Below are 26,482 nucleotides of genomic sequence, written 5' to 3'. Positions count from 1 at the left end.
CTGAGTTTGAAAAGAAAAGTCGCCAATTTACCTTGGCGACTTTGCCGATCTTAGGTAATGGAAAACTCTTAGCACTGGAAAAAGCAAGATGAAAAATAAAAAACAATTTACGATCAAATACTTTTCAACCGTTTTGTTGATGCTGTTGATGCTGTTGAGCTCAGCTTTGATGTCATTTAGCGCATTTTCTCAGGCGCGCAGCGTGCAAGATGAGCAAGGCACTTTTGAGCCAGAAGCGATACCACAACGTATTGTGGTTTTAGAATTTTCGTTTGTGGACGCTCTGGCGGCCGTCGATGTCTCACCGGTAGGCGTTGCCGATGACAACGATGCCACACGAGTCATCCCTGCTGTTCGTGACAAGATCGAACCTTGGCAATCGGTCGGCATGCGCTCACAACCGAGTTTAGAGGCGATTGCGGTGCTCAAGCCTGATTTGATCATTGCCGATGCCGAACGCCATCGTGCTATTTATCAGGATTTGCAGCGAATTGCGCCAACCTTGCTGTTAAAAAGCCGTGGAGAGACATATCAAGAAAACCTCGAATCTGCACAGAAAATCGGGGTTGCGATTGGCAAGCAAGAGCAAATGACGCAACGCATTGAGCAGCACAAACAGACCATGGCAGAGTTCAAACAGCATTTTTCGACACAAGAAACCATTCAGTTTGGTGTGGTTTCCGACAAAGGGATGTGGCTGCATAGTCGGGTTTCTTACGCTGGCGGCGTTTTGAGCACTCTAGGCATCCAAAGCCCGCTGGCTCCATCTGAGCGCAATGCGTATATCCCAACCAGCTTCGAACTTTTACTAAAAACCAACCCTGATTGGTTACTAGTTGGACTTTACTCTCAACCAAATATCGTGGATGAATGGCGCAAAAATCCATTATTTAAGCTGTTAGCTGCGGCGAAAAAGCAGCAACTGGTAGAAGTCTCTCCGGAACTGTGGTCATTAAATCGCGGCATGTTGGCGGCGGAAGAAATTGCCCGCAACCTTGAAGCGTTATTGGGGCGCTCATGAGTGCGTCGATAATCTCAGAAAGCCCGTCTTCGGTTAGCAAATCGCATTGGAAAGCGAGCTTGTTTGTCTGTGCTATGGCGTTGTGTACGTTGTCAGGCTATACCGCCTCAATGATTGGGTGGTCCAACTTTTCTTTGAGTGTTAATGATCTGACAAGCTATTGGTTTGCGTTTGATGAGGGCAATATGCTTCATCAAATCCTCGCGACGCTGCGTGCGCCTCGCGCCTATGCTGGGTTATTGATTGGCGCTTCGCTTGCGGTATCCGGTGTGCTGATGCAAGGGTTAACTCGCAACCCTTTGGCGTCGCCATCCGTTCTCGGCATTAATGCTGGTGCGGCGTGTTTTATGGCCTTGGCCTCCATCGGCGTACCATTCTTTAGTCAATTGAACCCCATCATCAACGCAGTATTCGGCGCGCTACTAAGTGGTGGTGCGGTCATGTTGTTGGGCGGTTTTTTCTCCGCGCGTTCGCACCCATTGCGTTTAGTGCTAGCGGGCATTGCCATCAGTGCACTGCTGATAGGGTTAACTCGTGCGTCGGTAATTTTGGCGGATGACATGGCTTACAGCGTGTTGCATTGGTTAACGGGTTCACTCTCTGCGGTAGATTCTCAGCAGTGGCAGCAACTGTGGCCTTTTGCGACTTTAGGTTTGGTGCTCGCTATGGGCTTAGCGCGAAACTTAAATTTACTCGCGTTGGGGGACGAAGTTGCTGTCGGGTTGGGTGGTAACATTCGTCTTACTCGATTAATCAGTGGTTTAGCGGTTGTGCTGTTGGCGGGTACTAGCGTGGCGATTGCTGGGCCAATTGGCTTTGTCGGGTTGTTAGTGCCGCACTTGGTACGCCCGATTGTTGGTCACAACTATCACATCCTCATTCCGGTTTCCGCTTTGTGTGGCGCGGCATTGGTGACGTGGTCAGATGCTTTATCACGCGCGATTGCCTTTCCGGCCGAAACGCCGGTGGGCGTGATTACCGCACTGTTGGGCACTCCTTGCTTTATCGCGATTGCAATGAGGAAATCATCATGATGAATCAAACCAAACTGATGGCACTGCTTGGGCTTTTGCTGATTGCGTCGTCTCTCACACTGTTTGTTGGCGCGGCGAATCTGTCGGCTCAACAGGTTTTTGCATTGTTGTTTTCTTTCTCTGATTCGGACTTTGTGATTCACCAATATCGACTGCCGAGAATGTTGCTCGCCATTGGCGTGGGCGCTGGGTTGGGGCTGTCAGGCGTCTTAGTGCAAGGCGTCATCCGTAATCCACTTGCCTCCCCAGATTTAATGGGGATAAGCGCAGGGGCAGGGCTTGCGGCTACCGTTTGCTTGGTGTTGTATCCGAGCGCGCCGGTGGCAATGTTGCCGATGGTCGCTATGGCGGGAGGTTTGCTTGCTGCTGGCTTTATTGCTGTGCTGGCTTACTGGTCGAAACCAACACCAGCACGTCTGGCGCTGATTGGTGTTGCTGTCAGCGCATTTTTAGCCAGCGGTATCGACTTTCTTCTGATTGTGCACCCTATTGAAATCAACACGGCGATGGTCTGGCTAACCGGCAGTTTGTGGGGACGAAACTGGCAACAAGTACCGTTTATTTGGAGTGCTCTAATGCTGCTACTGCCATTGGCGTTTTGGCTGGCTTGGCGGCTAGATGTGATGGGGCTGGGAGAAGAAAGTGCCACTACACTTGGCACGAAACCAAGACAGATCCAAATTCTTGCGTTGATTGCTGCCGTGCTATTGGCGAGCATCAGTGTGTCTGTGGCAGGCACGATCAGCTTTGTTGGCCTGCTTGCGCCGCATCTTGCGCGTTTGCTGTTTGGTCACAACCACAAGTTGTTGATTCCTGCTTCTACAACCCTTGGCGCGCTGTTGGTGATTTGCGCCGATGGTCTAGCGAGAGGCTTACAGCCACCAATTGAGCTGCCAGCGGGTGTGCTGACTTCTGTTATTGGCGCGCCATATTTCATTTTTCTTTTGTATCGTTATCGAGGTTGGTAAGCATGTTACGAACGCAGAACTTATCCGTCGCGTACGGCAAACAGACCATCATTCCAGATCTCTCTTTGTCGATTCCTCAAGGTAAAATTACCGCACTAGTTGGCCCAAATGGTTGCGGTAAATCGACATTATTAAAAACCTTGGTACGCATTAACAAGCCAGCTTCCGGCCAAGTGTTGTATGACGAAAAACCACTAAGCAACTACGGCGATAAACGCTTGGCGCGTTCGTTGTCTTTGCTGCCGCAAATTCTTGTCAGCCCTGAAGGTATTACCGTCAGAAAACTGGTCGAATATGGCCGCTCGCCTTACCTCTCTCATTGGGGCAGGTTAAGTCAACAAGACAAAGCCTTAGTCGAGCAAGCAATGCAAGATACTGGCGTGATAGAGTTTGCTGACAAGCCAGTTGAATCGTTGTCTGGTGGTCAAAGACAAAGGGCGTGGATTGCGATGGTAATGGCGCAAGATACTGACGTAGTGATGCTTGATGAACCAACCACTTACTTGGATCTCTCTCACCAAGTTGAGCTGATGAAACTTATGAGGCAGATGAACGACAAAGGCAAAACTGTAGTGGTAGTGCTGCACGATCTAAACCAAGCTTGCCGTTACTGTGATCATTTGGTGGTGTTGGAAAAAGGTCAGTTAGTCACTCAGGGAACGCCGCAAGAGGTACTAACAGAGGGCATGTTGGCATCGGTGTTTGATTTACAAGCGAGAGTATTTAACGACCCAATCTCAGGTACGCCGATGTGTGTGGCGGTGTAGGTTTACGTCTTTCGAAAGCTATCTGCAATAAAAACGTCGAGCCATAAAAATAAACCCCGCTAGTTATACATTTGCTAGCGGGGTTTGTTGTTTTTAAGTGCGTTCCTAACGTGGCGTTTAAGCCAGTTTAAACGTCGCTACTTTCGAGTTGAGATCCTCGGCTTGTGATTTCAGCTCAGCAGATTGATTCATCGATTCTTCGGCACCAACCACCAAGTGATCAGTCACATCTTTAATTGACGTGACGTTTTGTGTGATTTCATTTGTTACGTGCGTTTGCTCTTCGGCTGCGGTCGCGATTTGCGTTGCCATATCGCTGATCAACGCAACGGCCGCGTTGATTTCATCCAGAGCCAGTGCTGCGCGATCGGCATCTTCCACTGATCCTTGGGCAAGTTGAGAGCTTGTATCCATGATGGTCACAGCGCGTTGTGTGGTCTGTTGCAAAGTTTCGATCGTCGAGCGAATCTCTTCGGTTGAGGTGTGTGTGCGTTGTGATAGCACGCGCACCTCGTCTGCAACAACGGCAAAACCGCGACCTTGCTCACCTGCACGCGCCGCTTCAATCGCCGCATTCAGAGCCAGTAAGTTGGTTTGCTCTGCGATGTCTCGAATCGTTGATAGTACTGTAGAGATGTCTTGCGCGTGCTGGTTGAGCTCGCCGATGACAACGCTCGCTTGGTTGACTTCAGAAGACAAATTGTTGATGGACGATTTGGAGTTGATCACCAACTCATGACCGTTTTGTGTGCTTGCTGAAGAGTCTTGAGCGGCTTTAGCCGTCTGCTCTGCATGTGCTGCAATCTCTTGCGTTGCCGATGCCATTTCAGTCACAGCGGTCGCCACCATAGTGATTTCTTGTTGCTGATGGTTCAGATCGGAAACCGATTGATTCGCGCGATTCGTGCTCAGCTCCGATTGTTGGCTCAGTTCTTCCGCTTGGTGACGAATGTGACCAATAAGTTGCTGCAAACTTTCAACGAACTGGTTGAAGTTTTCAGCCAGCTCACCAACTTCGTCACGGTTTTCTACTTTGATGCGTTGAGTTAGGTCGCCGCTACCGTTTGCGATTTGTGCAAGCGCATTCGAAACGTTGTAGAGCGGACGGAACAAGATGTTACATAGCAGATTAAACAAAGCTACGCAGATAACGACGACGATGGTGGTTGCGATGATCTGATCCCAAACAGCATCGTAGAGTGGGGCAACCAACGAGTTTTGATCTAACACCGTCACTGTTGTGAGCTTGGTACCCTCTATGTGGCGCGCGTAAATCACATATTCGGTGCCGTTAATAGAGACGCGACGCTCTGTACCTGAACGTGCGGCAGACGTAATGTCGTTGTTGTTGAGGCCTAGCTTGCTAACCGGTTGATTCAGCAGTTTACCGTTGTTATGAGTGAAAATATTGCCCTGTTCATTGGCAATAAACATATAACCTTCACCTGGTAGGATCACTTGGTTCAGACTGTTCAGGATATCACCGATCTCTACGTCAGCACCCAGAACGACGGTTTGACCATGCAATTGCAGGGCTTTACCGAGCGACACGACGTTAGCCCCTGTAGCTGCTGCGACGGTTGGGTTATCCATAAAGACTTTCGATGGATTGGCAATGGCGTTGGTGTACCAGCCCCACTTGCGAGGATCGTTATTACCTGGTGGCAAAACCACCCCATTGGCGTTGTCTTGTGAGCCGTCTGGGTAAGCGAGAAAGACGTTATCAAACGCGCCAGAGTCTCGGACTTGTTTCAAGTGCGTAACTAGAGAACGCTTCTCTGAATCGGAAGAGAGTGACGTCAGTGCTCGCTCTTTTGAGAGTAACCAGTCCTTTACGTATTGATTGTAAGATGCGCTGGTGCTTTCTAGTCGTTGCGCGACTTCGACATCCAGTCTGTTTAATGAATCTCGAAAAGACAGCCCTTCTACCAGCACTCCCCCGAGAATGATGGCAGCACTGGCAGAGATTGCCAGTTTGTTTTTTAATGATAGATTTTTGAACATAAAGCGAATAATAGATCTTTGAATAATAGTTGTTGTGTTTTTATTCTCATCAGGACTCACCGAGCCGTTGAATATGCAGCAGAAAGTCAGATTCGAATCTGTTCAATAATTATATTTTATTGCTCAAAATAAATACTGACTCCATGTCGCGATTTTGAGTTTTACATCAAATAAGAAAAAGGCTTTTAAGTTGTGTTATTTATCTATTTGTAAAGTAAGGATATGTCTATTTTTGTAAATGATAATTGATTTCATTAAAAGGTGATTTGCATCACGTTTGAGTGGTAAATAATCCATTAAAAATGTGAAGGTCATCGAACGAGGATTATATTGATCGGCTTAATCATTGTTATGGGCAATAGTTATGCGCAGTATATTGTTAGTCCCCGCGTTATTACTGTCAGGGTGTGCTCTGACACAACAATCGACGCCGATTCAGCCTGACGCCAATTGGCATGTCGACCAGTTATCGAACGGTATGAAATACCATCTTTACCCAACAAAAGACCAAGAAGTATCGGTCCGTTTGGTTCTGAATGTCGGCTCATTCCAAGAAGAAACCAATCAAAAAGGTTACGCTCACTTTGTTGAGCACATGGCGTTTAATGGCAGCACGCATTTTACCGGCAACGACGTTGTTAAACTTTTCGAGCAATCTGGTGGTAGCTTTGGTGCCGATATCAACGCCTTTACCACTTATCAGCAAACTTCTTACCAACTTGATCTTGCCAATAATACAAAGCTGGAAGATGCCCTGAAGTGGATGAGAGATATCGGAAACGGACTTCAGTTTGCTCCTGAACAAGTAGAGAAAGAAAAAGGGGTGATCCTTGGTGAATGGCGACGTGCTAACCCGGATGATAAGTCCTTTTCTATGCATGCTTATCAATCGTCGATTGAAGGCACTATGTATGGTGAACACGACCCAATTGGTGCTCGCGAAGCGATTCAAAATGCCTCATCAAGCAAGCTAAAAGCGTTTTACGACAAGTGGTACCAACCACAAAATGCCGAGTTGGTTGTGACCGGTAATATCGACGTGGATTCACTGTCCAATATTATCAAAAACAAATTCTCGAACTGGGAAAGCACGTCGGATACCGTAATAGAGAAGCGCCGCGATATTCGAGTGAACAACCAAAACCGAATCTTGCCAAGTAACACGATGGAATCACCAAGCCTTCATTTAGTGATTGAGCGTGGTCTAAGTGGCAGCACTACGATTGAACAACAGCATCAAGTGTGGCGTGATGAAGTCGCAACACAGCTAATTCAACAACGTCTGATTCGTGTACTTAATGATGCCGCTGAACCTTTTCAGTATGCTTATGCCCAGCCTTACTACTCCAACTACCAGCGCATGATGTCGGCAGGTATTTCGTTTGCGCCTGAGCGTCGTGAACAAATGCATCAAACTTTCATCAGCACGTTGGCGTCACTGAGAGATTATGGTGCGACGCAATCTGAGTTAGAGAGCATCATGTCAAATTGGCAAGGTGAGTTCGCAAATATTGATTCAGACTGGGACCAACGTAAGCCAAACAGTTATGCAGAAGCGCGCGTTTTCCAAATTGACCAAGGCAGTGTGAGTCAATCAAAAGAGAGTTACGCCCAGAGTTTGTCTGAATTCATCAACAACGAGAATCTAGAGAGCATTAACACGCAATTGAATGCCTTGTTGTCTGAGCAACCAATCTTTGTGATTGGGTTGGGGAAAAGTGAAACGTCAGCTCAGTTCAATGATGTATTTACCGATCTATACAGCGCCTACCTCCAAACTGGCGAAAAACCGTTAGAGATGTATGACAAAGTGGATGGATTCTTACAGCCTACTCAAGAAGGTACCATCACCAGCATGCGTCAGGAAGCGGGTGGTTTTCAAGTTTATACGCTATCAAACGGTGTCGAAGTGTGGTTCCAAAAAGATGCCAAAGCGGGTGGCCGAGCTTATATTTACTATGCGAGCCAAGGTGGTAAAGCCGCCGTTGATCCAGCGTTATATGCTGCGTATGAAATCGCTGCAACGACGGCGATACGCAGTGGGTTAGGGGCATTTTCTGGTTCAGAGTTAGACAGTTACTTACGCAAAAATAACATTGCGCTTAGCGCGATTCTTGGTGCGACCAGTCACGGTTCACAAATTACCGCGCCAACAACGCATTTAACTTACGCGTTGAATGGACTATACAACCTAGCGACGGAGATTAAAGTCGACGAGCGCCAGATGGCGGCAGCGAAGCAAGAGTTTAAGCAGCAGAGCGGTGCTTTTTTTGAATCGCCGATGGGAAAACTGATTCAGAAAGCAAACGGTAATTCTTATTTGCCGGGTAGTCGTCATCGTATAGTGTCCAGTGATGATGTTGAACAAGTGACTTCCGAGCAAATACTGGCGGTGCATGAGCAACTTTTCAAAACCAATGATGGTTTTAAGATGGTCATTGTGGCAAATGTCGAGCCGGAAGAAATTACGCCACTCTTGCGTAAGTATGTGGCCTCCATCGAGATGAAACCGGGTCGTTCGATTGATTACCATGTTGCGTTCAACACCGACGTGCCGGCGCGAACAGTCGTTGCGGATGGTCATGAACCTTCATCGTTGTATGTAATGCGTTTGACTAACACGAACGATTACCAACGTACGGCAAGGGATACGGTTATCGAAGATATTTTGCAACGTATCAGTAATGCGCGTGTCTTGGATATTGTGCGAGAAGAGTCTAGTCTCGATTACAGCCCAAATATTTACACCGTGACGCAAGATCGCGAACCAATCTCTGATTGGCTCTTGGAATCTCAAGTTGAGCCCGAAGACGTGGCAGCTTTAGATAGCAAGTTAGGCAAAATGTTTGATGACTTGGCTTCGAACATCACGCAAAAAGAGGTGGATACGGCAGCGAAGCAATTGGCGGTAGCGATGCAAGGATTAGATGATAACCCTGCTCAGCGCGCATGGTCGTATACTCGCTACTTAGTGCATGATTACGGCGTCGATGTGTTGCTTGACGTTGAGAAAGCGGCTAAGAGTGTGACATTAGAAGAAGTGAAAGCGCATGCGAAAGCGGCCTTTGGTCCGCAAGCAAAGCGCTCGGTGATGATTTTAAACCCGGCCGAATAATCACTTTAGTTTCTGACGAAGCTCGTGTCTCTAGTAATAAAAAAGACGGCGTGAAAGCCGTCTTTTTTATGCACTTTAACCAAAGAGTTTACGCTGATTTACGCGCAGGTCGCTTTTCATTGTTGGTATTGTTTTCTTTCGTGCTGGCGTTCTCTTGAGTCTTCCCTTTCAGTGTCACCACTTCTTTTTCAGGTAATTCGGCCGCCTCACCAAAGAATTTACCACCAGGTTCGATGCTGAGGTTATTACTCCAGATCCTCCCACTTACACGTCCCTTGGCAAGTACTTGAATGTGTTCTGCGTGACAGTTACCATCCATCATACCATTGATGATCAGTTGCTTAGCGTAGATCTCACCGTTTACTCGGCCGCTTTCTGCAACGACGAGAGTGCCTTCTACATTAATTTGACCATCGACGATGCCATCAATCTGGACATCGTTTTCTACTTTGAGTTCTCCGCTAACAGCACAGCCTTTGGCGATGAGAGTTGAAGCTGCTGAGCTACTCGTTGTTCCACGGTTTTGATTAAAGATTCCCATCGTATTCTTCGCTCCTTAGTAAAAATGTCTTCGAAATCATTGAGGCTCCAATCGACAAATGGCTTCGGATTCAGTGCTCGCCCAACAAAACGCACCTCGTAGTGAAGGTGAGGGCCAGAAGAGAGCCCACTGTTGCCGGAAATTGCAATCAGTTGCCCTTTTTTGACGAACTGACCGCTTTTTACTTTGAACTTTTTCAAGTGCGAATAAGAACTCGAAAAACCGAAAGAATGTTGCAGCCTGAGGAAGTTACCAGAGCCTTTATTGCTGCGGCGGGTGACTTCCACAACCCCATCTGCTGGGGCATAAACCTTAGTACCGGTATTCACGGCAAAATCGAGCCCGCGATGCATCTTAGCGACTTTTGTCACCGGATGAATGCGCTTACCGAAGCGAGAAGAGAGCCGCGCTTTACCGACCGGAGACCCGCTTGGTATTTGGTTTAACAACACCATGCGAACGTTCGACGTAATCGCCGCCGCATCAAGTCGGGCATCCAAATTATCCGTGGTAGTATGTTCTCCAACTCCAAGGACTTTCTCTAACTCTCCCAAACGCTCCGAAACAAGTTGTACTCGTTCTTCTCGCTCTGAGAGATCACTTTCCAGCTCGGATTTTAATGCTTTCAGTGTGCTGAGCTCTTCACCCATAGTGCGCGAATGTTCTGTCAATTCAGCTTGTTTTAACGCGGCATTATCGACGCGAGTGTACAAGTGATGAATTAAGATCGCGGTTGCGGCCAGAGCAATGACAAAAAAGCATAAAAACGTTTTTAGATTGCGTTGCATCCTTTTACTGAAGTACCAATGTCTGGAGCCATTGATGGTTGATATAGAGATCGTCAACTGGTCTTTCATCGTCTTCTACTGCTCGTATCTGGTATACGTCTCGTCACTGAGTTAATGGGAATGTAAGGAAAACAAACGGGGACCGCTAGAGGCAAATTGGAAAGAAGTGTCAGGCCGTGAGGCGTTTTCAGATATTAGATAAAAGACTCAATAAAGATTTAATATCCTAGTGCTTTTGGTCGTAGTTACTCCAAATCGCTTTATTGAACTGAAGATTTTGATTTATAAGGTGGTTATCCGAGAAATTAGATTGTGAATATTGCCAATAGCATCCTCACGCAATTCAACTTACTTCACGGTTTACCTTATAAATGTTGGATAATTTATCAAACCGACATTCATTATATCGATAACTTGTTTATGATAGCGGTCGATATAAAAGTGCTATTCAAAGGCTTTAAACCTAAGCGTAATATTTCGCTTAGGAACACATAACTATGACAACGGAGTTGGTCGTGAAAAAACTACTATTGGCTACAGCAGTGGTCGCAGCTGCAGGGGGCGCTGGCTACCTGTACCAAAATAACACTACCTCGAGTGATTCAGGCTCACTACTTTCGCAAGTTCCCGCGGATTCGCTCATGGTGACGTATCAGACGGAACCTTTTAATCATTATAAATACATGAATGCATTTGGTACGGCTAATCAAGGCTCGATTGCTGAACTTTTTGCCGATGAACCACTTTCTCCACAGCAACAGTTTGCCGTTAACTTGTTTGATGGATATCTGGAGAGCGCTGCATCGCCAGAAACGTTAAAAGCCTACTTAGGTACCGGAGAAAATATTAATCCTGTGTTGTACACAATCGGTATGGTACCAGTGTACAAATTGAAGATTGAAGACCCTGCCGCGTTATGGAAAACATTGGATCACGAAGAGCAGATGAGCGGTGCTAAGCACGAGCTGGTTAAACTCGGTGAAGTTGAGTTTCGTCGTTACGAGATGACAGATTCGGTTGACCCGCAAGATGGCATTGGCTTGGTTGTTGCCGTGGTTGACAACGTACTTACGTTAACGGTTGATATTCCGCAATTGGGTGTTCAAAACCCGCTTAAAATGGCATTGGGACTTGAGTCGCCAAGTCAAAGCATTGCGGAGAGTGGACGCCTAGCGGCGTTGCAGGCTAAATACGGCGAAAACAATAACTCTTTCGGTTACTTTGATCACCGTGAATTGGTTAAAGGTTTGACGACGAAAGATGGCAATATCTTTGCGCGTCAAGTCAGCATGCTGGATGCCATTGATCCTGAGCCGACTATTCAGGAGATGCGCTCACCAGCTTGTCATACTGAACTTACTCAAGTTGCAGAAAACTGGCCTCAATCCGTCGCATTTGCGGAATACAAGCTGAAAGGCGAGCAGGCATTCATTAAAGGTGCTTTTGTTGTTGAATCGAAAAATAAAGTGATTCTAGATGCGCTTAAGTCGATTCGTGGCGTTTTGGCAGAATCGAACAATGATAAGAGCTTCTTTAGCATGGCGCTTGGTTTAGACATTAATACGCTAGCGCCATCGATTGGTCAGATTTGGAGCGACTTGACTCAGCCTCAGTACCAATGTTCTTTATTGACACAAATGCAGCAAGAGATGGGTGGCCAAAACCCAGCCGCAGCTGTGAGCATGGGCTCCGGCATGGTTAACGGCCTGAAAGGATTAAGCCTGCAAATGTTTGATATCCACGTTGACACTAATGCTCAGCACGGTGAAGTATTTAGCCAGCTAGATGGTATGTTGTCTCTATCTGCCAATGATCCAATGATGCTGATTCAAACCGCGCAAATGTTTGTCCCTGAGCTTGCTCAATTACAAATTCAGCCGGATAACCAGCCTGTTAATGTCAGTGACCTGCTCGAAATGCACACAGGCTTGAAGATGGATGTGTTTGCTCGCTTAAACGAAAACCATTTTACGCTCTACAGTGGTGAGAATGCCGAAGACGCGAGCAAAGAAGTGATGGCACAACCACTTTCTCCAAATGGCTTGTTCAGTTTTGACTTCGATTCAGAACGCATTTTGGAAGTGTTGGAAAGTGCGTCAGCCGTGACTAGTGAGCCGCTACCTGATGATGTTATGAAAAGCTTACAAGGCGAGCTTGTTGGTGGTATGACGATGGATGTAACAGATCAAGGTATTGGTTTTGAGTTTGATTACCGTGGTGCGACTAAACCCGTGACGGTTGCACAGCAGTAAAACATCGAGTAGAAAAAGGCGGCACTGTGCCGCCTTTATTTCATCGTCGAACTCAGGTTTGTTTACCATCGAGTCGGACATTCATCAAGACTATGACTGTAACCAAACAGGGTTACTCCAGGCCGTGTTGCCGTCTTTATCTTCGACTTCTAAACTTATCCATCCCTCTGCGTCGCTAGGTATAGGTAGCGACAACTCTATGCGTTGAGTATCAACTTTCGGGTTAATCGTCAGGGTATTCAGCACGTTGCCGCCTTTACCGATCAATCGAATTTCTTTTAGACCATCGGCTGCAACGACGTGGATGTCCCACGTATCGCCAGCTGTTGCTGTTTCACCAAACATAATGTTTTGCGGATAAAGAATAGGGCCTTGTGTTGCGTAGCCATGGCCGGCTTTAAGTGCTTGCGCAAACTTCGACGGCGTTAGCTCTCCATCGACTCTTGCCATCATTCGAATCTGCCCCGTGAGTTGGTTCCACGCATCGTGGGTGTCGGTTCCCGCTGTAAAGTACATTGCTTCACCCAGGTCCCAGAGTTTATGCGCTTTCTTCAACGTTGGTTCATTGTCTACGCGCGCATTAAGCTCCATAAGGTCGAAGCGATCCGTTTTACCACCAGGGACTGCATTTTTAGCGATATTCGTAAAGTAGCCATAATCGTTGTATGGATGGTTCATCGGTACGACTTCAGCCCCCATCTCATGTACGGCGTTAAGTAACGTGTGAACGTCAGCAGTGCCAGGATCGACCGTTAGCTCGGCGCCATTATCGATAGGAAATGGGTTCATATGTCCCCATGATGGCGAAACTTCGATCGACGGGATGAAAGGCACGCCACGTTTCGCAGATAGTTCTGCAAACTTCTGGTGGTTAATGGTTGAGTCATGATCGCTAATGAAAGTCAGATCAAGATCCGTTGCCAATTGAGCACGCACAACAATCTCTGGCGGAGTAACGCCTTCCAACACGTTGCCATGATGGTGTAAATCTGCGCCATACCAATGCTGACGGTTAGGAAACGTCACTTGAGGCACTTCTACTCGTTGCTTCGTCGTTTTACCGGATGTTAGGGTTACGTCTAATGTTTGGGTTTTAGCTGTAAAGCCTCCACCAGAGTTGATACCTAATTTGTATTGACCGGGTGCCAGTTTTAGCTCCGCATGACCTGCAGGCAGCAGATCGGTAAAGAAGGTGCGTTTACCCAAAAATTCAACCGGTGGCGCTTGACCTTCAAGAATGGTGATTCTCGCATCTTTGGCCAGACCTGATGTTGCCTCTTCAACTTGAAGTGAGAGAGTTGCTGGGCGTTTTAGCGACGTAAAATCGAGTGTTTGCTCGCTATTTCTCGCCACTTTAATCGATTGCAGCTTGCTGTTTGCGTGACCAGTCGCTGTGCCGTAGATTTGGTACTCACCCTCAGGCAGCGCCATGCTGTACTGGCCATCTTTGGCCAATGTCCAGGCATAGGGTTGTCCTTCTTTTTCGATCATCACGATGGCATCTTCAGGAATACGACCATTATCCGCGCGTAATTGGCCGTTGATGGTGCCTGTCGCTTGTCCTAGTCGGTCAGCTTCTGCCTTAACAATGGGAGCCATGTCTCCATTCGGAACCACTTGTAGTCGGGATTGGAAAGTGCGGCTTTCACCTGCTTTCAAGGTATGCCCCAGGTACATGTCACGACCATTGTATTTGACGCGATCAAAATAAGGAGCATGAAGTGCAAAGGCCCAGTCTCGATCATAAGCGACCATGCGATCGGCGAGGGCATTGTCGGCCATGGAGTCTTCTTTCCCTTCCAACCCCGGCACGGCAAATTGGTAGCCAGTGTCTGGCCAAATGGTGTGCCCTGATTCTAACGCGAGATCTTTTTTACCTTGGTTGGTCATGACCGTTTTAAGCGCAATTGAGTCAGATCCAGAAGCGAGTGTATACCATGTTGTGATATCAATGTTATCGAAGTTGCGGCTCACTTTAATGACCGCTTTATTGTCGCTGTCTTCGATAATTTCAATGGATTTGCGATCATTCGGCCATGCGGACCAGCTGTTAGGAATGAAGTCAGCAAAGGCAACCCGGTCAAGGTCTACTTTGCCATTCTTTACTGCTGCCAAATCGACCAATGTTCCTCGCGGTACGCCCCATGGTGGTGCGGATTCAACAGCGAGAGCGAAGGCGACATGTTCGTTTTGAACGGTAATGTCTTGAGCGTGTGTTGCTTCGCCATCGGGGATCGTGGTCTTTCCTTGTGTGATACTCACTCCCGCATGCGCTGAAGTTCCAAGTAAAAGGCCAGAGATTAAAGTTGCCACTGCACTTTTTGAAAAATTATGCATGAAGACACTTCCTTTTTTTCATGATTTATTATGTGAGTTGTCGATGGCATTGTGCGTTAACTTGATTAGACGTTCAATTAAAAAAGCGAAAGAAATGAAGAGGTCAACTCGTTTCTATTATTGTTTTACAATTGATTTCTGAATCTTAAGTTTTGATTTTAAAGGTCTTTTGTTGTTTTATTCGTTTTTGTATAGAGTAATAAAAATATTTAGAACACTAATTATTTTGGGAGGGATGTGAACGATTTTTGGCAGCATTGAGCAAACAAAATGATAACAATTACACTGTATATGTGAGAAAAAAGGTCAAGATAGTTCTGAGAATGCATATAATATTTTGAGTTCAATTTGACTTTTTATTCTTTTTGTTTGGGTTTTTATCTTATTTCTGGCTAAAAGACCTCTAATAAAGATTGGAGCAAGCATAGAGACAATATGTTTTTTGAGTGAACTATATACGGTGGCAATATGTCGAAGACATATCAATTGATTACTTGAGGTTTAGATGGGGTTTATTCGTAAATATAAACTGAGCGTAGTTTTATTTTTGAGCGGTGTGACATGTTTAATTGCGTACCACGCTCAGGGCTCTTACGTAGATGAAAATGGCTTATTAGTAGAGTCATTTGGGTTTATCCCTTTGTTTTGGCTCTTTTTAGGGTTAGCCTTCGCCTCTTTTGTGGGCACTTTTTTCAAACACCGTAATCGTAATTAAAGAGCAAACGTGAAGTTTACTCCTTTATCTGAGGATGGGAGTATTGCTGATATTTTGGTAACTCTTTTCTTAGATTACTAAATGTTGCTCGTGCACTTTGTTTTGATAGTTTGTTTATTAGCCAGATTGGCAAAAGGCCTCCGGGGTCAGCAAACGCTTTGTAGTCAATGAGTGTCGTGCCATTAGTGAGCTTTTGTAATTCCCAAGTTGCAGCAACCGAACGAATGCGAACATAGCCCTTTTGTTCAGCAAGATATGAGTCTGGTGCGCTTTTGATTTTTATCGTGAACCCAAGCTCATCGACCCAATATTCAGAGTAGGTGAGCATATCACGATTTTTTGCAGGCCATGGCGCCGTAAATTGGGTATAAACGATGTTTTCGGTGGCTGATATTTGATTTAAAACCCGGCTATGACTGGCATTGTCAATCCAGTTCGGGATATTGTCACTATCTTCCAATAGCGTTAAAAATGCGCCATAGCTGGTGGGTGTGAACATCCGAGCACGAATCTCAACTAAACCGTCGGTATGCTCTCGAGAGTAGATAGTGATTCCGTTATCGTCACTATCAAATTGCCAGTACTCGTTGGCTTTCGCGGTGGTGCCAGCGGATATAAAAGTGGCGACTAGTAGTGCGCCAATTCGTAAATGCAACATCATGTTAGTACCCGCCAACTTATCCATAGTTAAAGCTTATACGATGTGTTCTTAATTGTAAGAACAATAGTAAGTCTTTTCGTTACTGTTCTGAAGGTTGCCCTGCTCCAAAACCTCGTAGAATGTTGGTGAGCGTTATTGCTGCAAACACCACAATAACGATTGATAGATGCCAGGCTTGGCTTAAACCAAGCTGTACCAATGTTAAGCTGACCAATGAGGATACGATCATTTGTCCACCTCCAGACATGGCTGCTGCAGCACCAGCCTGCTTTTTGTAGGGTTGCATTACCATGGCTTGCGCGCAAGGTAGGGCAATGCCGTTACCTAAGATCATTAATAGTTGGCCCAACATTAAATACAGCGGTTCTACCGGGCAGAAGAACAACCATATTGCAGCACTGAGATGCAGGAATGGACTACAAAGTAGCATTCTTTTGTTGCCGATAATTGGCCTTACTCGGTTACAAATCGTGGTGCCGCCTAACATACCTAAAGCGGGAATGAGTGCCCACATTGCGTATTGATCGGATGTCATGCCAATTTGGTCTTGCATGATAAATGGCATCACGGACACGGTCGTTATCATCAGGCTGAAGTTTAACCAACTGATGCTGGCAAAACTCATAAAGTAACGTGACGTCACCAAGTCTCGATACTGGAAAAGCATGTTGCGTGGTGACGGGATAACAGATCGTTTTGCAATGGTTTCTGTAAACTTAAAGGCGATGATTACCCAAGCGAGTGAGACATAACCTAACAGTGAAATGAACACCATACTCCAACCAAAGTGGAAGTTGATAAAACCGCCAATCACAGGTGCAATGAGTGGCGTGATCGAAGCTGCCATAGCGATGTAAGACATGGCGACAGGGAGCTCATCACCGCTAAATCTATCTCGAGTCGATGCTCTCGCAAGTACCGCGCAGCACCCAGTTCCTAAGCCTTGTAGAAAACGCCCCATCACCATGCCTGTGAAGGTGTCACTGAGGAAAATGATCATTAATAGACCAGACATCGCGATGAGCAAGCCCGTCAGCAGCACTTTTTTTCGACCCAAAGCATCCGATACCGGACCGTAAATGAACTGAGAGGGACCAAAACCGAGTAAGTAAATACTCACGAGCAGTTGGGCTTGATCAAGAGAGATAGAAAAGTCTTTTGCGATCCATGGCAAAGAGGGCATAACAAGCCCCATGCTCAATTGGCCAACACTGATAATAAGACAGGCGAGTAAGATAGTGCGAAAGTTGATTGGGCGACTCATGATGGATCACCATTAGAATAACCTCTTTGCTTTCGTGTTCTGAGGCAGCCTTCATCATCCACTTCATTTAACTTAGATTTGACGCGTTTTACGGTAGATAGGCTGACATCACACTGCTCCGAAACACTCTTCAACGTATAGCCTTCTAACAGCAACGTTGCGATCTGTTGGTGTTTAGTTTTGTCTGCTGGGCGTCCGCGAAATTTCTGTTTCCACAAATCTGGCTGCTCTTTAATGGCTTGTCGCCCTTGCTCCGCGGCAAACAGGCGATGTTCAGTCTGCACTTTTCCATATCCAGATAACACGGTGAGTAGCGTTTGAGTTTGAACAGAATCCGGTTCAAATGTGAGTGGTTCACAAACGGTTTTCAGTGTGACCCCTTTTGCTAGTAATACTTTGATTGTATTTAACGCCTGACTAAAATCGCGACCAAATGCCGTTAGCCACCAGAGCACAATCGTATCACCTGCTTTGACGATATTGAGTAGTTGTTGGAAAGCTTCTCGTTCTGTTGGCGGCATGCAACCACGAACCTTATCCTCAAAATGTAGGGCGTCAGGCACGAACGCTTTTAGGACACCGAGGTGATCTTGATAAGCTCGATTCTTTGGCGAGTAACGTGTGTAAAGATAAGTAGCCATATGGACTATACGCCTTTTAAGTTTGGTTCATATGCTGTAATGGCTCATAAATATACAGAGGTTCATTAATGCTTACAACACTAAATGGACCATTGAGGTTGAGCAAAAGCAAATAAAAAAGCCAACCGAATGGTTGGCTTTAGTCATTCAAGCTTTCGTTGTCTGCCGCTCGATTAGTTTCACTGGTACCATCATTTTGACCAAGCTACCGTTTTTAGTATTGATTTGATCAACAATGATCTTCACGCATTCGCGAGCGAGACGACGAAAATCTTGGCGGAATGTGGTTAACTGATAACTCAACCACTCTGTCTGCGGAATATTGTCGAAACCAATGACTTGTAAGTCTTGCGGGATACTCAATCCGCATTCGATACGCGCAATATCCATAACAGCCATTGCAAGGTTGTCGGTCGCACAGAACACGGCTTCTGGTCGGTTTTTATCAGCGAGTATTTCGCGGATTTTGTCGAGTGAGCTAGCGTAATCATAAGTGGCTTCAACGATGCGTGGCGTATTACTAGTTAGGTCTTCAAATTCAGAGCAGAAGCCGCTTTGGCGCTCGTCGTTGGTAAAGGTTGGCACTTCACCCGTCAGGTAAACCGCATTCTTCACGCCACTTTTGTGCAGAAGTTGCGCGGCTTGTTGGCCAGCTTCGTAGTTGTCACTGATAACGTAACTGCTCTTAGTGCCTTCTACGACGCGTGCATACTGAACGATAGGGATATTGAACTCTTCACACTCTTCATACAGTGATTTGTTGAAGGTAGCGGAAGCGGCAATGACACCATCTACACGGTATTGGAAGATGTTCGGGATTGAGTGGTTGTCTTCATCATCCACTTGCCATGGAATCAACACTGCTGAGTAGCCTTGCTTCTGCAATTCACTTGAAATCAATTGGAGTGTTTTCATGTGGATAGGGTAATCCGCATCGGGGAATACCAAACCGATCAACTTAGATTCGTTGGTGGTCAAGCTACGTGCAAAAGCATTTGGACGGTAGTTTAGGGCTTTCGCAGCTTCAAAGACCTTTTGCTTGGTCTTCTCTGACACTGAGCTGCCCGGAACAAACACACGCGATACAGTAGATTGAGAAACGCCAGCCAGTTTGGCAACGTCCTTCGATGTTACGGTTTGTTTTGCAGGATTCATGTGAGTGGATTCATAAGTCAGTTTAACTGTGACTAGGTTAACACAAATAGGTACGTACTCATAAAGAGAAATAAGCAAGATTTAGGTAAATAAAGGATTGGATTGTCTTTGGTGGCGCAATTTGGGTAGTACCCAAGTCACATTTCATGTTTTGCATACGAAAAAAGCCTTACCTAAGAAAGGTAAGGCTTGCTCTTATTTCCCATTTCCACTAAATCAAATAAGTTACGTAACCGGAATAACTTATCTCGTGGTTATCAGAAGTAGTAGCGAATACCTGCCGCGAATTGATCATCACGGTTTTCGAATTTGCTGCCATCGTACTGATCTTTACCTAGGTCGAACTGGTATTCAGTCCAAACTAGGAATTTGTTCTTCTGGAAGTGGTATTCAAGACCAGGAGTCAGCAAGTTACGCTCGTAACCTTGTGTCTCGTCACTGCGATCTTCCATGTAGTTGTAGTTCAACGTTGGGCGTAGGCCGTTGTCGAAGTGGTAGTAAGTGTAGATTTCACCACCTAGGGTATCGAACATTACGTCCGTACCGCCTTGGCTCACTGCTTCCCAGTTTTCGCCAACGTGGAAAGTCGCACCCGCGTAGAAGCCACCGTTGCTGTAGTTTGCGCCCAATAGCATGATGCGCATGTTGTCGCTGTTTTCTACGCCAACCACGCTTGCGTCTAGATCCGCAACTTCATTTTGATGGTAAGCTGCACCAAGTGTTACGCCGTCAACCGGTTTGTAAGTGATCGACGCACCCATGCCGTTTTTCAATGAGGCTGTCGCATTGCTTGCTAGAGCAACATCTTCACGCGTGGTTTGGTAAGTAAAGCCGTAGCTCACTTTTTCATTGATTGAATTACGGTACGTAATTGAGTTTTCTGCACGACCCGCGCCGGATGCGATACCCCAGTCAGCTAGGTTGTAAACACCTGAGCCACGAGTACCGAATACACGACCTAAATCGGTGTACCATGCTACGTCGTAGAAGGTAGACCACTGCTTAGTACCCGCAGCAATCTTGCCGTATTTTTCGTGATCAACACCTGCGTATAGCAAGCGGTCGTAAATGTTGTCGCCGTTCGCGCCAGAGTTGTAGCCCCATTCCGCGTGACCGAAACCAGTCCAGCCGTTATCTAGGCCCATTTGGCCTTTCAAACCGAAACGTGAGCTGCCGCTGTTCCATTCGCCGTTGTCATCACCGCCACGGTCTTGGTAGCGAAGATCGAAACGGCCATCGATGGTTAGGCTGTCGCCAGCGTCATTAACAAAAGTGTGTGCAGCAAAGGCTGAGCTAGAAGTAAGCGCTGCTAAAATCACTGCAGAAAGGGTCGACTTTTTCATCATCAATCTCGTTATTCAGGGCGCAGAAAGCCACCGTGCGTTCATGCCCGTTTTGAATAAGGGTTCTATCTTGAGGTTGTGCCCCATCCTTGAGGCACGAGTTGGGAGCATGTCACCTGAACCGAGAGGGGATTCAGGCAACATAAAGGCGGGTTGACAATCCGCCCCTAGGACTTCTTATAGAGAAGGGTTTAGGATCTGTTGAGTACGCTCGAAAACGTCTAGACCTTGCTGTTTTAGCCAGTAAGGAAGGTCGATCAGTACCCAGTTCTCAGATAGCTTGTCGCCGTCACGGTAGTAAACGTCAACCACTTGCATGTCTGCGCGTACTTCACCACCTGTCATACCTAGGAAACCACCGATTGGCGTGTTAGATAGGTTTGGCCAGCCGAAGAAACAAGAGAAGTTACCTTCTGCGAAACGACATACGTGGCCGTTAAACTTCTTGTCTTTCAGGTTGTTACGGAACGGCAATTGGTGCTGCTGTTGGTAACGAGGGATTGTGTAAGACGCACCGATACCACATGGACCGTACCAGATCATGTCTTTAGACCAGCTCTTCTCAAGAACTTCTGGTGGGCAACCCATAGCGCCGCTGTCGTTTAGTGCAGATAGGTCATCAACCATCTTGTTCACTAGTGCTAGTGTTGCTACGCCTTCTTCTGGTGCTGCGTCTTCGAACAGTAGACCATCGTGGTTACGAGGACCAGGGTATACGAAGTGCTTACCTGTTGATGGTGGTAGTGGGTAACAACCCGCTTGGTCCATTGCACCTAGAAGGTCTAGGAATAGGCCAGTCTTAGTGATCTTGCCGTTTTCAACACAGTTAAATTCTGCGTAACGGATGTTCATGATCTTGCCAGTTGGGCGCATGCCTAGGTATTCAGCGTCGAATAGACCCATGAAGTGACCCATGCTCATTACCCAGATTTCACCTGATGTTACTTCGTTCTCACCACCGATGAAGATGTCTTGACGACGCTGCATGCGAGTCATTGATTTCATCAAAGGAGCCCAGAAAACGTCAGCCGCTGCTTGAGCGCCTTGTTGCTCACGGAATGGGTAAACACCACGCCATAGGTAATCTTCTGAAGTGTGTGCTTTTAGTACTTCTGCCACGTTCTCGTGAGTTGCGTTTTCGATTGCGCTGAAGTATTCACGTACAACGCGTTTCGCTTCTTGATATTTAGACATAATAAACTCTCTTATTTGCTGTCGAGTCGGCTTTGGGAACAGGACTCGAAATTAAGTTTTTTCATCCGGCCGGGGAGCCAGCCGGAGTTTTTGAAATTCAGTTACGCTTTTGCTGCTTCGGCTTTTTTGCTCTTATCGTACACGCCGTCTTTTAGTGTCTCTGGCAGTGATAGCCATAGAAGACCAGCAAGGATCCATACGATTGGTGAACCCCACATTGCGGTTTGTAGGTCGGTACGCTCTTGGATGAAGATAAGTACCATTGGTGCCCACATACCGAGGATACGACCGCCGTGGAATAGCGCCGCGCCGTAGCTACGTAGGTGTGCTGGGAACAGTTCTGAGAAGTAACCACCCCATACCGCTGAAGAAGACAGACCGAAGTTGTAAATCAGACCGAGTAGAGCCAGCATGTTTAGGCCGCCAATCACCATGTCGCCAGGTGCAACAAAGAAGATTGAAACCATGATGCCCGCTAGGATGAAGCCAAATGCGTTCACCTTACGACCGAATTTGTCAGCTGCCCAACCCCAGACCCACGCACCAAACAGTGAACCAAATGCTGAGATAGAGAAGATGAGACCGATGGTTGCAGCGTCGAACATACGTACATCACGTAGGTAAGTGGTTACGAAGCCACCAAAGAATTGGAAACCGTAGAAGTTAAGGCCAGCCAGTAATAGACACGTTAATGTGATCTTACGGTAAGGCTTGCTTAGCATTTCGCCCCAAGAGCCTTTTTTCGCTGGTGCATCTGATTCTTCTGCTTTTGCTTGCTCTTCTTCACCGTAAGCGATCACTTTGCTGTCGCTAGGTAGTACAAAGATCATGACAACAGCGGCTGCCAATGGTGGGATACCACCTACAAGCATTAGGCTTTCCCATGGTGCATCGATGCTTGCAATAAATGCTGCATACGCACCCATTACCATCAGTGCTACAGAGAACATAGAAGACGCGAATGCCGTCAACTTACCACGTACCGTTGGCGTAAATAGGCCGATCATCAGGCTCACTGCCACGGTGAAGTAACCACCCAGTGACAAACCAATGATGAAACGCATTGCTGCCCATGTTGTGTAGTCGGTGAACATCATATTGATGATCGTTGCGCCACCGTTTAGGGCTGTGATGGTAATAAGAGTGGATTTCTTACCAAATTTTGTTGCGAACCAAGCACAGCTCAATGCACCGATAAGTGCACCAACCGACTGCCATGTATAGAACTGGGCAGTGTCTGACAGGCTAATACCATCATACGCTTCAACGATGTATGGGCGTACGTAGTCAATAATTACAAAGTTATAACAATAAAAAAAGTAACCAACCAGTATCGCTAGATAGGCAGCTACCCTTTGAATCATAGGAACTTCGCTCATGTGTCTTTTGGCATTCATGACCGATAAACCTCTATTTCACTTAGGATTTGTTGCTATTCAAACTTAAAGAACACGATCTTATTGGGATCATCTTCGATTTCGTGTCGTGGTGAATCATAGTTTTTTTAAGGTCATTAGATCCGTGATCAATATCAATTTTAAAATGAATGCGTACCCAATTAGTAATTTTTAGTGATGGGAGTCTCATTAAATCGGTCTTTTTGGCGTTTTTGAATATATAACCGTCTATATTGGTGATTATAGTCACAGTTATGGCGGGATTATCGTTTAGATATGCTTTTTTAAAGTAATATCCAAGCACAAATAATTAGCACCCAGAATTATGGAAAACCTGAAATGGTTACGTACTCAAGTTTTGTGGTGATTGCGTTATACGTGTTAATCACCATACTAATCAGCTATTTAGTGAATAAGCGTTACAGCAATGGTGGCGACTTTTCCACGGGTGGAAAGCAATTTGGCTGGTTTACGGCGGGTGTTTCGATACTTGCGACTTACATTAGTGCGATGACGTTTGTAGGGATGCCTGGTTGGGTTTATAGCTCTGGCATGGAAGCGATGAGTATTCACCTTAACTATCCCATCGTTATCTTTTTCACCGTCATTTTCTTTGTGCCTGTCTTCTATAAGCTGGGCCTGACTTCGATTTATGAATACCTTGAGCACCGTTTTGGGGTGTATGCAAGAACCATCAACTCGATTGTGTTCATTGTGGTTCAATGTATCTCTGCGGGTGTGATTTTGTATGCTGTGGCGCTGATCTTAGTGCAAGTTCTGCCTATCAGTATTTCTGAAGCCATTATCTACATTAGTATTTTCACCGCTTGCTATACCTATGCGGGCGGGATTTCCACGGTTATCTGGACCGATATGTTGCAATCTGCACTATTGGTGGCGGGCAGCATCGCTATCTTTGCCATTCTAATGACAGAGATTAATGCGGCAGATTATCTTTCTCGTGATCACCTGAATATCATCAACTTAGACTTTGATTTGGGCGTGGATACCACACTCTGGGCTGGCGTGGTTGCCGTGAGCTTTTTGCATTTGAGTGTGTATGGCACCAATCAATTGATCATCCAACGCACGTTAGCGACGAGATGTGAAAAGACGGCGCAGAAATCGATGCTGTTGTGTGGTTACGGTGCGTTTTTCGTGTACTTGTTCTTCGCGGTACTCGGTGTTCTTCTAAGTGTTTTCTATCAAGATCAATCGTTTGAAAACAGCAACGAAGTGATTTTGGATTTCGTCTTCAACCACACTAACCCAATCGTCGTTGGTTTGATCATTTCCGCATTGGCAGCGGCCGCAATGTCGACCTTAGATTCGACCTACAACTCGATGGCGACCGTCGCAACGTTCGATATCTACAAGCGTTTCGTTCGCAAAAGTGCCGATGATGAGCACTACGAAAAAGTCGCGAGAAAGATGAGTTTGCTCGCTGCGGCCATGGTGGTAGTGCCAGCTCTTCTGGCGGTATCGAATGAATCGGTACTCAAAACCATCGCTAGCCTGACTTCTATCTTCGTTGGTATCCGATTGGGTTCATTCGTGCTTGGTTTATTCTGGGCGAAAGCCAATGAGAAAGGCGTGATCGTTGGCAGTATCATGAGTGTGATTGCGGTGTTTACTGCCATGTATCTCGACGTGGCTTGGCCGTGGTTCGCGCCAATTGGTACGTTTGTCTTCCTTTTGTTTGGTGTGTTAGTGAGCCGTCGTTGGGGCGCTGTGACTGCCGAGCAACAAATTTTTATCAATAATCAAAAACATCTTTTTGCAAAGCCAACCGCAAGCCATTACGGGCTATTGATGTTCGCTGTGGCGACCATCGCCGCTTGTATGGTTCTCCCTGATTGGCTTTATGCTGCATTGTCGTAATAGGTAAGTTTATGCTGTCCATCTTTGATATTTACAAGATTGGTGTGGGCCCTTCTAGCTCTCACACCAATGGTCCAATGATCGCGGGTTACCACTTCACTCGTTTGATTGAATCGAACTTGGCAAAAGTGGTTCGTATTCAAGTCGATTTATATGGCTCACTCTCGTTAACGGGGATTGGTCACCATACAGACCGCGCAACGATTTTGGGTCTGTTGGGTAACAAACCAGATACCATCAAAATCGCTTCTGCTAATAAAGCGATGCGCAAGGCGATTGAAGAGGGCATGATGTCTGTCGATGGCCGTCATGAAATCGAATTCAACTACAAAACGGACATGTTGTTCCATGAAGAGAACCTTCCTCTGCATGAGAATGGAATGACGATTACTGCGTTAGATGCGCACGGCAATCAGGTTGGGTCTGAAACTTACTACTCTATTGGTGGTGGTTTCATCGCAACGGCGGATGAACTGCAAAATGGCAGTGCGACTTCACCCGTAGACGTTGAGTTTCCATTCTCCAGTGCAGACGAAATGTTGGCACAGGCAGAGAAGAATGGCATGAGCCTCGGCGGTATGATTCTGAAAAACGAACAAGCGTTTCAGGATATGGAAGCCATCAATCAACGCGCAGAACAGATCTGGCGTGTGATGACGCGTTGCATGGAGCGCGGTTTCGAGACAGAAGGTATCTTGGATGGTGGCTTGAACGTGACCCGCCGTGCGCCTAACTTGCTGAAAAAGCTTGAAGCAAATGCAGCAATCGAAAACGATCCAATGGAAATCATGGATTGGATTAACCTGTTTGCTTTTGCTGTGAGTGAAGAAAACGCGGCTGGTGGACAAGTGGTGACATCACCAACCAATGGTGCGGCGGGTGTGATTCCAGCGGTATTGATGTACTACCATCGCTTCATCAAAGAGCTCGATACTAAACAGCTTAAAGACTTTCTTGCTGTGTCCGGTGCGATTGGCATCTTGTACAAAACTAATGCGTCTATCTCGGGGGCAGAAGTGGGTTGTCAGGGCGAAGTCGGCGTGTCTTCTTCGATGGCGGCAGCTGGCTTAACCGCGCTACGTGGTGGCAGCAATGAGCAAATTTGTATTGCGGCCGAGATTGCCATGGAGCACTCACTAGGCATGACTTGTGACCCAATTGGTGGCTTAGTGCAAGTACCGTGTATTGAGCGTAATGCAATGGGTGCAATGAAAGCGATCAATGCTTCTCGCATGGCATTAAAGCGTAATAGTAAATGTTTGATCTCGTTGGATAAGGTGATTGAAACCATGTACCAAACGGGCAAAGACATGAACAAGAAATACCGCGAAACGTCACTGGGTGGATTGGCTCTGATTCACCTAGCGCCACCTTGCGAATAATGAGTTAAGTAAATCTAACCAA

Annotated in this window: 20 protein-coding genes; 9 read left to right on the top strand and 11 right to left on the bottom strand. The window is 46.5% G+C overall.

Translation table 11 applies throughout. From position 1 onward, the window contains the following. Positions 1-88: 88 nt before the first annotated feature. From OO778_RS20315 to fecE, 4 genes are read left to right on the top strand one after another with little or no spacing between them, the layout of a single operon-like run. Positions 89-1,021 carry a Fe(3+) dicitrate ABC transporter substrate-binding protein FecB gene (locus tag OO778_RS20315; protein WP_269468971.1) on the top strand — a complete coding sequence of 311 codons (933 nt, stop codon included), beginning with the start codon at positions 89-91 and terminating at the stop codon, positions 1,019-1,021. Then, positions 1,018-2,055: an iron chelate uptake ABC transporter family permease subunit gene (locus OO778_RS20310; RefSeq protein ID WP_264912724.1), complete on the top strand. Its 1,038-nt coding sequence runs from the start codon at positions 1,018-1,020 to the stop codon at positions 2,053-2,055. Before OO778_RS20315 ends, OO778_RS20310 begins: the two co-directional genes overlap by 4 nt. Beyond that, positions 2,052-3,023 carry an iron chelate uptake ABC transporter family permease subunit gene (locus OO778_RS20305; RefSeq protein WP_258586296.1) on the top strand — a complete coding sequence of 324 codons (972 nt, stop codon included), beginning with the start codon at positions 2,052-2,054 and terminating at the stop codon, positions 3,021-3,023. The genes OO778_RS20310 and OO778_RS20305 overlap by 4 nt, the downstream gene beginning before the upstream one ends. A gap of 2 nt (positions 3,024-3,025) precedes the next feature. After that, positions 3,026-3,790 (top strand): Fe(3+) dicitrate ABC transporter ATP-binding protein FecE, encoded by a 765-nt coding sequence (gene fecE, locus OO778_RS20300; protein WP_020841541.1) that lies wholly within the window; start codon positions 3,026-3,028, stop codon positions 3,788-3,790. Between the two features lie 117 nt (positions 3,791-3,907). Here fecE and OO778_RS20295 read toward each other — a convergent pair whose 3' ends face one another. After that, complete coding sequence (locus OO778_RS20295; protein ID WP_025768674.1) at positions 3,908-5,794, bottom strand: methyl-accepting chemotaxis protein; 1,887 nt, start codon at positions 5,792-5,794, stop codon at positions 3,908-3,910. 364 nt (positions 5,795-6,158) lie between these two features. On the opposite strand from OO778_RS20295, the gene OO778_RS20290 reads away from it, so the two are divergent. Beyond that, positions 6,159-8,909 carry a M16 family metallopeptidase gene (locus OO778_RS20290; RefSeq protein WP_264912721.1) on the top strand — a complete coding sequence of 917 codons (2,751 nt, stop codon included), beginning with the start codon at positions 6,159-6,161 and terminating at the stop codon, positions 8,907-8,909. Positions 8,910-8,997: 88 nt separating this feature from the next. On the opposite strand, the gene OO778_RS20285 is transcribed toward OO778_RS20290, so the two are convergent. Both OO778_RS20285 and OO778_RS20280 read right to left on the bottom strand, forming a co-directional pair. Then, positions 8,998-9,450 carry a polymer-forming cytoskeletal protein gene (locus OO778_RS20285; RefSeq protein ID WP_074190324.1) on the bottom strand — a complete coding sequence of 151 codons (453 nt, stop codon included), beginning with the start codon at positions 9,448-9,450 and terminating at the stop codon, positions 8,998-9,000. After that, entirely contained in the window at positions 9,354-10,307 is a 954-nt protein-coding gene (locus OO778_RS20280; RefSeq protein WP_005395595.1) for a M23 family metallopeptidase, read from the bottom strand. Before OO778_RS20280 ends, OO778_RS20285 begins: the two co-directional genes overlap by 97 nt. A gap of 428 nt (positions 10,308-10,735) precedes the next feature. Between OO778_RS20280 and OO778_RS20275 the strand changes: the two genes are divergently transcribed. Then, a complete protein-coding gene (locus OO778_RS20275; RefSeq protein WP_207545962.1) occupies positions 10,736-12,490 on the top strand; it encodes a hypothetical protein in 1,755 nt (584 codons plus the stop codon). 90 nt (positions 12,491-12,580) lie between these two features. Here the strand turns inward: OO778_RS20275 and OO778_RS20270 are convergent, their stop codons facing one another. Beyond that, complete coding sequence (locus tag OO778_RS20270; protein WP_074190325.1) at positions 12,581-14,827, bottom strand: CehA/McbA family metallohydrolase; 2,247 nt, start codon at positions 14,825-14,827, stop codon at positions 12,581-12,583. 505 nt (positions 14,828-15,332) lie between these two features. Here OO778_RS20270 and OO778_RS20265 point away from each other — a divergent pair. Further along, positions 15,333-15,542, top strand: a complete 210-nt coding sequence (locus tag OO778_RS20265) for a DUF3955 domain-containing protein (protein WP_005395601.1) — start codon at positions 15,333-15,335, stop codon at positions 15,540-15,542. 16 nt (positions 15,543-15,558) lie between these two features. Here OO778_RS20265 and OO778_RS20260 read toward each other — a convergent pair whose 3' ends face one another. The 7 genes from OO778_RS20260 to OO778_RS20230 all read right to left on the bottom strand — a co-directional run bounded on the left by OO778_RS20260 (position 15,559) and on the right by OO778_RS20230 (position 23,197). Next, complete coding sequence (locus OO778_RS20260; RefSeq protein ID WP_203347813.1) at positions 15,559-16,203, bottom strand: START domain-containing protein; 645 nt, start codon at positions 16,201-16,203, stop codon at positions 15,559-15,561. A gap of 79 nt (positions 16,204-16,282) precedes the next feature. Further along, positions 16,283-17,467 (bottom strand): multidrug effflux MFS transporter, encoded by a 1,185-nt coding sequence (locus tag OO778_RS20255; RefSeq protein WP_264912717.1) that lies wholly within the window; start codon positions 17,465-17,467, stop codon positions 16,283-16,285. Next, positions 17,464-18,108, bottom strand: a complete 645-nt coding sequence (locus OO778_RS20250; protein WP_074190327.1) for a recombinase family protein — start codon at positions 18,106-18,108, stop codon at positions 17,464-17,466. The genes OO778_RS20255 and OO778_RS20250 overlap by 4 nt, the downstream gene beginning before the upstream one ends. 147 nt (positions 18,109-18,255) lie before the next feature. Next, entirely contained in the window at positions 18,256-19,263 is a 1,008-nt protein-coding gene (locus OO778_RS20245; RefSeq protein ID WP_074190328.1) for a LacI family DNA-binding transcriptional regulator, read from the bottom strand. Positions 19,264-19,520: 257 nt separating this feature from the next. Further along, positions 19,521-20,606, bottom strand: a complete 1,086-nt coding sequence (locus OO778_RS20240) for a porin (protein WP_074190329.1) — start codon at positions 20,604-20,606, stop codon at positions 19,521-19,523. 177 nt (positions 20,607-20,783) lie between these two features. Next, positions 20,784-21,800 (bottom strand): nuclear transport factor 2 family protein, encoded by a 1,017-nt coding sequence (locus OO778_RS20235; RefSeq protein ID WP_038894599.1) that lies wholly within the window; start codon positions 21,798-21,800, stop codon positions 20,784-20,786. Positions 21,801-21,901: 101 nt separating this feature from the next. Next, entirely contained in the window at positions 21,902-23,197 is a 1,296-nt protein-coding gene (locus OO778_RS20230; protein ID WP_074190330.1) for an MFS transporter, read from the bottom strand. 339 nt (positions 23,198-23,536) lie between these two features. Between OO778_RS20230 and OO778_RS20225 the strand changes: the two genes are divergently transcribed. Then, the gene (locus OO778_RS20225) at positions 23,537-25,078 is read left to right on the top strand and encodes a sodium:solute symporter (protein WP_074190331.1); all 1,542 of its coding nucleotides are present in this window, start codon (positions 23,537-23,539) and stop codon (positions 25,076-25,078) included. 11 nt (positions 25,079-25,089) lie between these two features. Next, positions 25,090-26,460, top strand: coding sequence for an L-serine ammonia-lyase (locus OO778_RS20220; protein WP_264912711.1), 1,371 nt, complete (start codon positions 25,090-25,092; stop codon positions 26,458-26,460). Positions 26,461-26,482 lie beyond the last annotated feature (22 nt).

It is taken from the genome of Vibrio sp. STUT-A16, assembly GCF_026000495.1.
Lineage (GTDB): Bacteria > Pseudomonadota > Gammaproteobacteria > Enterobacterales > Vibrionaceae > Vibrio > Vibrio diabolicus.
Note: the sequence above shows the minus strand (reverse complement) of the source record. Positions and strands in the feature narration are given on the sequence as shown.

Excerpts from the sequence above, each read along its gene's own strand:
- OO778_RS20285 (WP_074190324.1), bottom strand. The coding sequence starts at position 9,450 with ATGGGAATCTTTAATCAAAACCGTGGAACAACGAGTAGCTCAGCAGCT.
- OO778_RS20275 (WP_207545962.1), top strand. The coding sequence starts at position 10,736 with ATGACAACGGAGTTGGTCGTGAAAAAACTACTATTGGCTACAGCAGTG.
- OO778_RS20245 (WP_074190328.1), bottom strand. The coding sequence starts at position 19,263 with ATGAATCCTGCAAAACAAACCGTAACATCGAAGGACGTTGCCAAACTG.
- OO778_RS20255 (WP_264912717.1), bottom strand. The coding sequence starts at position 17,467 with ATGAGTCGCCCAATCAACTTTCGCACTATCTTACTCGCCTGTCTTATT.
- OO778_RS20250 (WP_074190327.1), bottom strand. The coding sequence starts at position 18,108 with ATGGCTACTTATCTTTACACACGTTACTCGCCAAAGAATCGAGCTTAT.
- OO778_RS20290 (WP_264912721.1), top strand. The coding sequence starts at position 6,159 with ATGCGCAGTATATTGTTAGTCCCCGCGTTATTACTGTCAGGGTGTGCT.
- OO778_RS20280 (WP_005395595.1), bottom strand. The coding sequence starts at position 10,307 with ATGAAAGACCAGTTGACGATCTCTATATCAACCATCAATGGCTCCAGA.
- OO778_RS20305 (WP_258586296.1), top strand. The coding sequence starts at position 2,052 with ATGATGAATCAAACCAAACTGATGGCACTGCTTGGGCTTTTGCTGATT.
- OO778_RS20260 (WP_203347813.1), bottom strand. The coding sequence starts at position 16,203 with ATGATGTTGCATTTACGAATTGGCGCACTACTAGTCGCCACTTTTATA.
- OO778_RS20240 (WP_074190329.1), bottom strand. The coding sequence starts at position 20,606 with ATGAAAAAGTCGACCCTTTCTGCAGTGATTTTAGCAGCGCTTACTTCT.
- OO778_RS20235 (WP_038894599.1), bottom strand. The coding sequence starts at position 21,800 with ATGTCTAAATATCAAGAAGCGAAACGCGTTGTACGTGAATACTTCAGC.
- OO778_RS20265 (WP_005395601.1), top strand. The coding sequence starts at position 15,333 with ATGGGGTTTATTCGTAAATATAAACTGAGCGTAGTTTTATTTTTGAGC.
- fecE (WP_020841541.1), top strand. The coding sequence starts at position 3,026 with ATGTTACGAACGCAGAACTTATCCGTCGCGTACGGCAAACAGACCATC.
- OO778_RS20220 (WP_264912711.1), top strand. The coding sequence starts at position 25,090 with ATGCTGTCCATCTTTGATATTTACAAGATTGGTGTGGGCCCTTCTAGC.
- OO778_RS20315 (WP_269468971.1), top strand. The coding sequence starts at position 89 with ATGAAAAATAAAAAACAATTTACGATCAAATACTTTTCAACCGTTTTG.
- OO778_RS20225 (WP_074190331.1), top strand. The coding sequence starts at position 23,537 with ATGGTTACGTACTCAAGTTTTGTGGTGATTGCGTTATACGTGTTAATC.
- OO778_RS20295 (WP_025768674.1), bottom strand. The coding sequence starts at position 5,794 with ATGTTCAAAAATCTATCATTAAAAAACAAACTGGCAATCTCTGCCAGT.
- OO778_RS20270 (WP_074190325.1), bottom strand. The coding sequence starts at position 14,827 with ATGCATAATTTTTCAAAAAGTGCAGTGGCAACTTTAATCTCTGGCCTT.
- OO778_RS20310 (WP_264912724.1), top strand. The coding sequence starts at position 1,018 with ATGAGTGCGTCGATAATCTCAGAAAGCCCGTCTTCGGTTAGCAAATCG.
- OO778_RS20230 (WP_074190330.1), bottom strand. The coding sequence starts at position 23,197 with ATGAATGCCAAAAGACACATGAGCGAAGTTCCTATGATTCAAAGGGTA.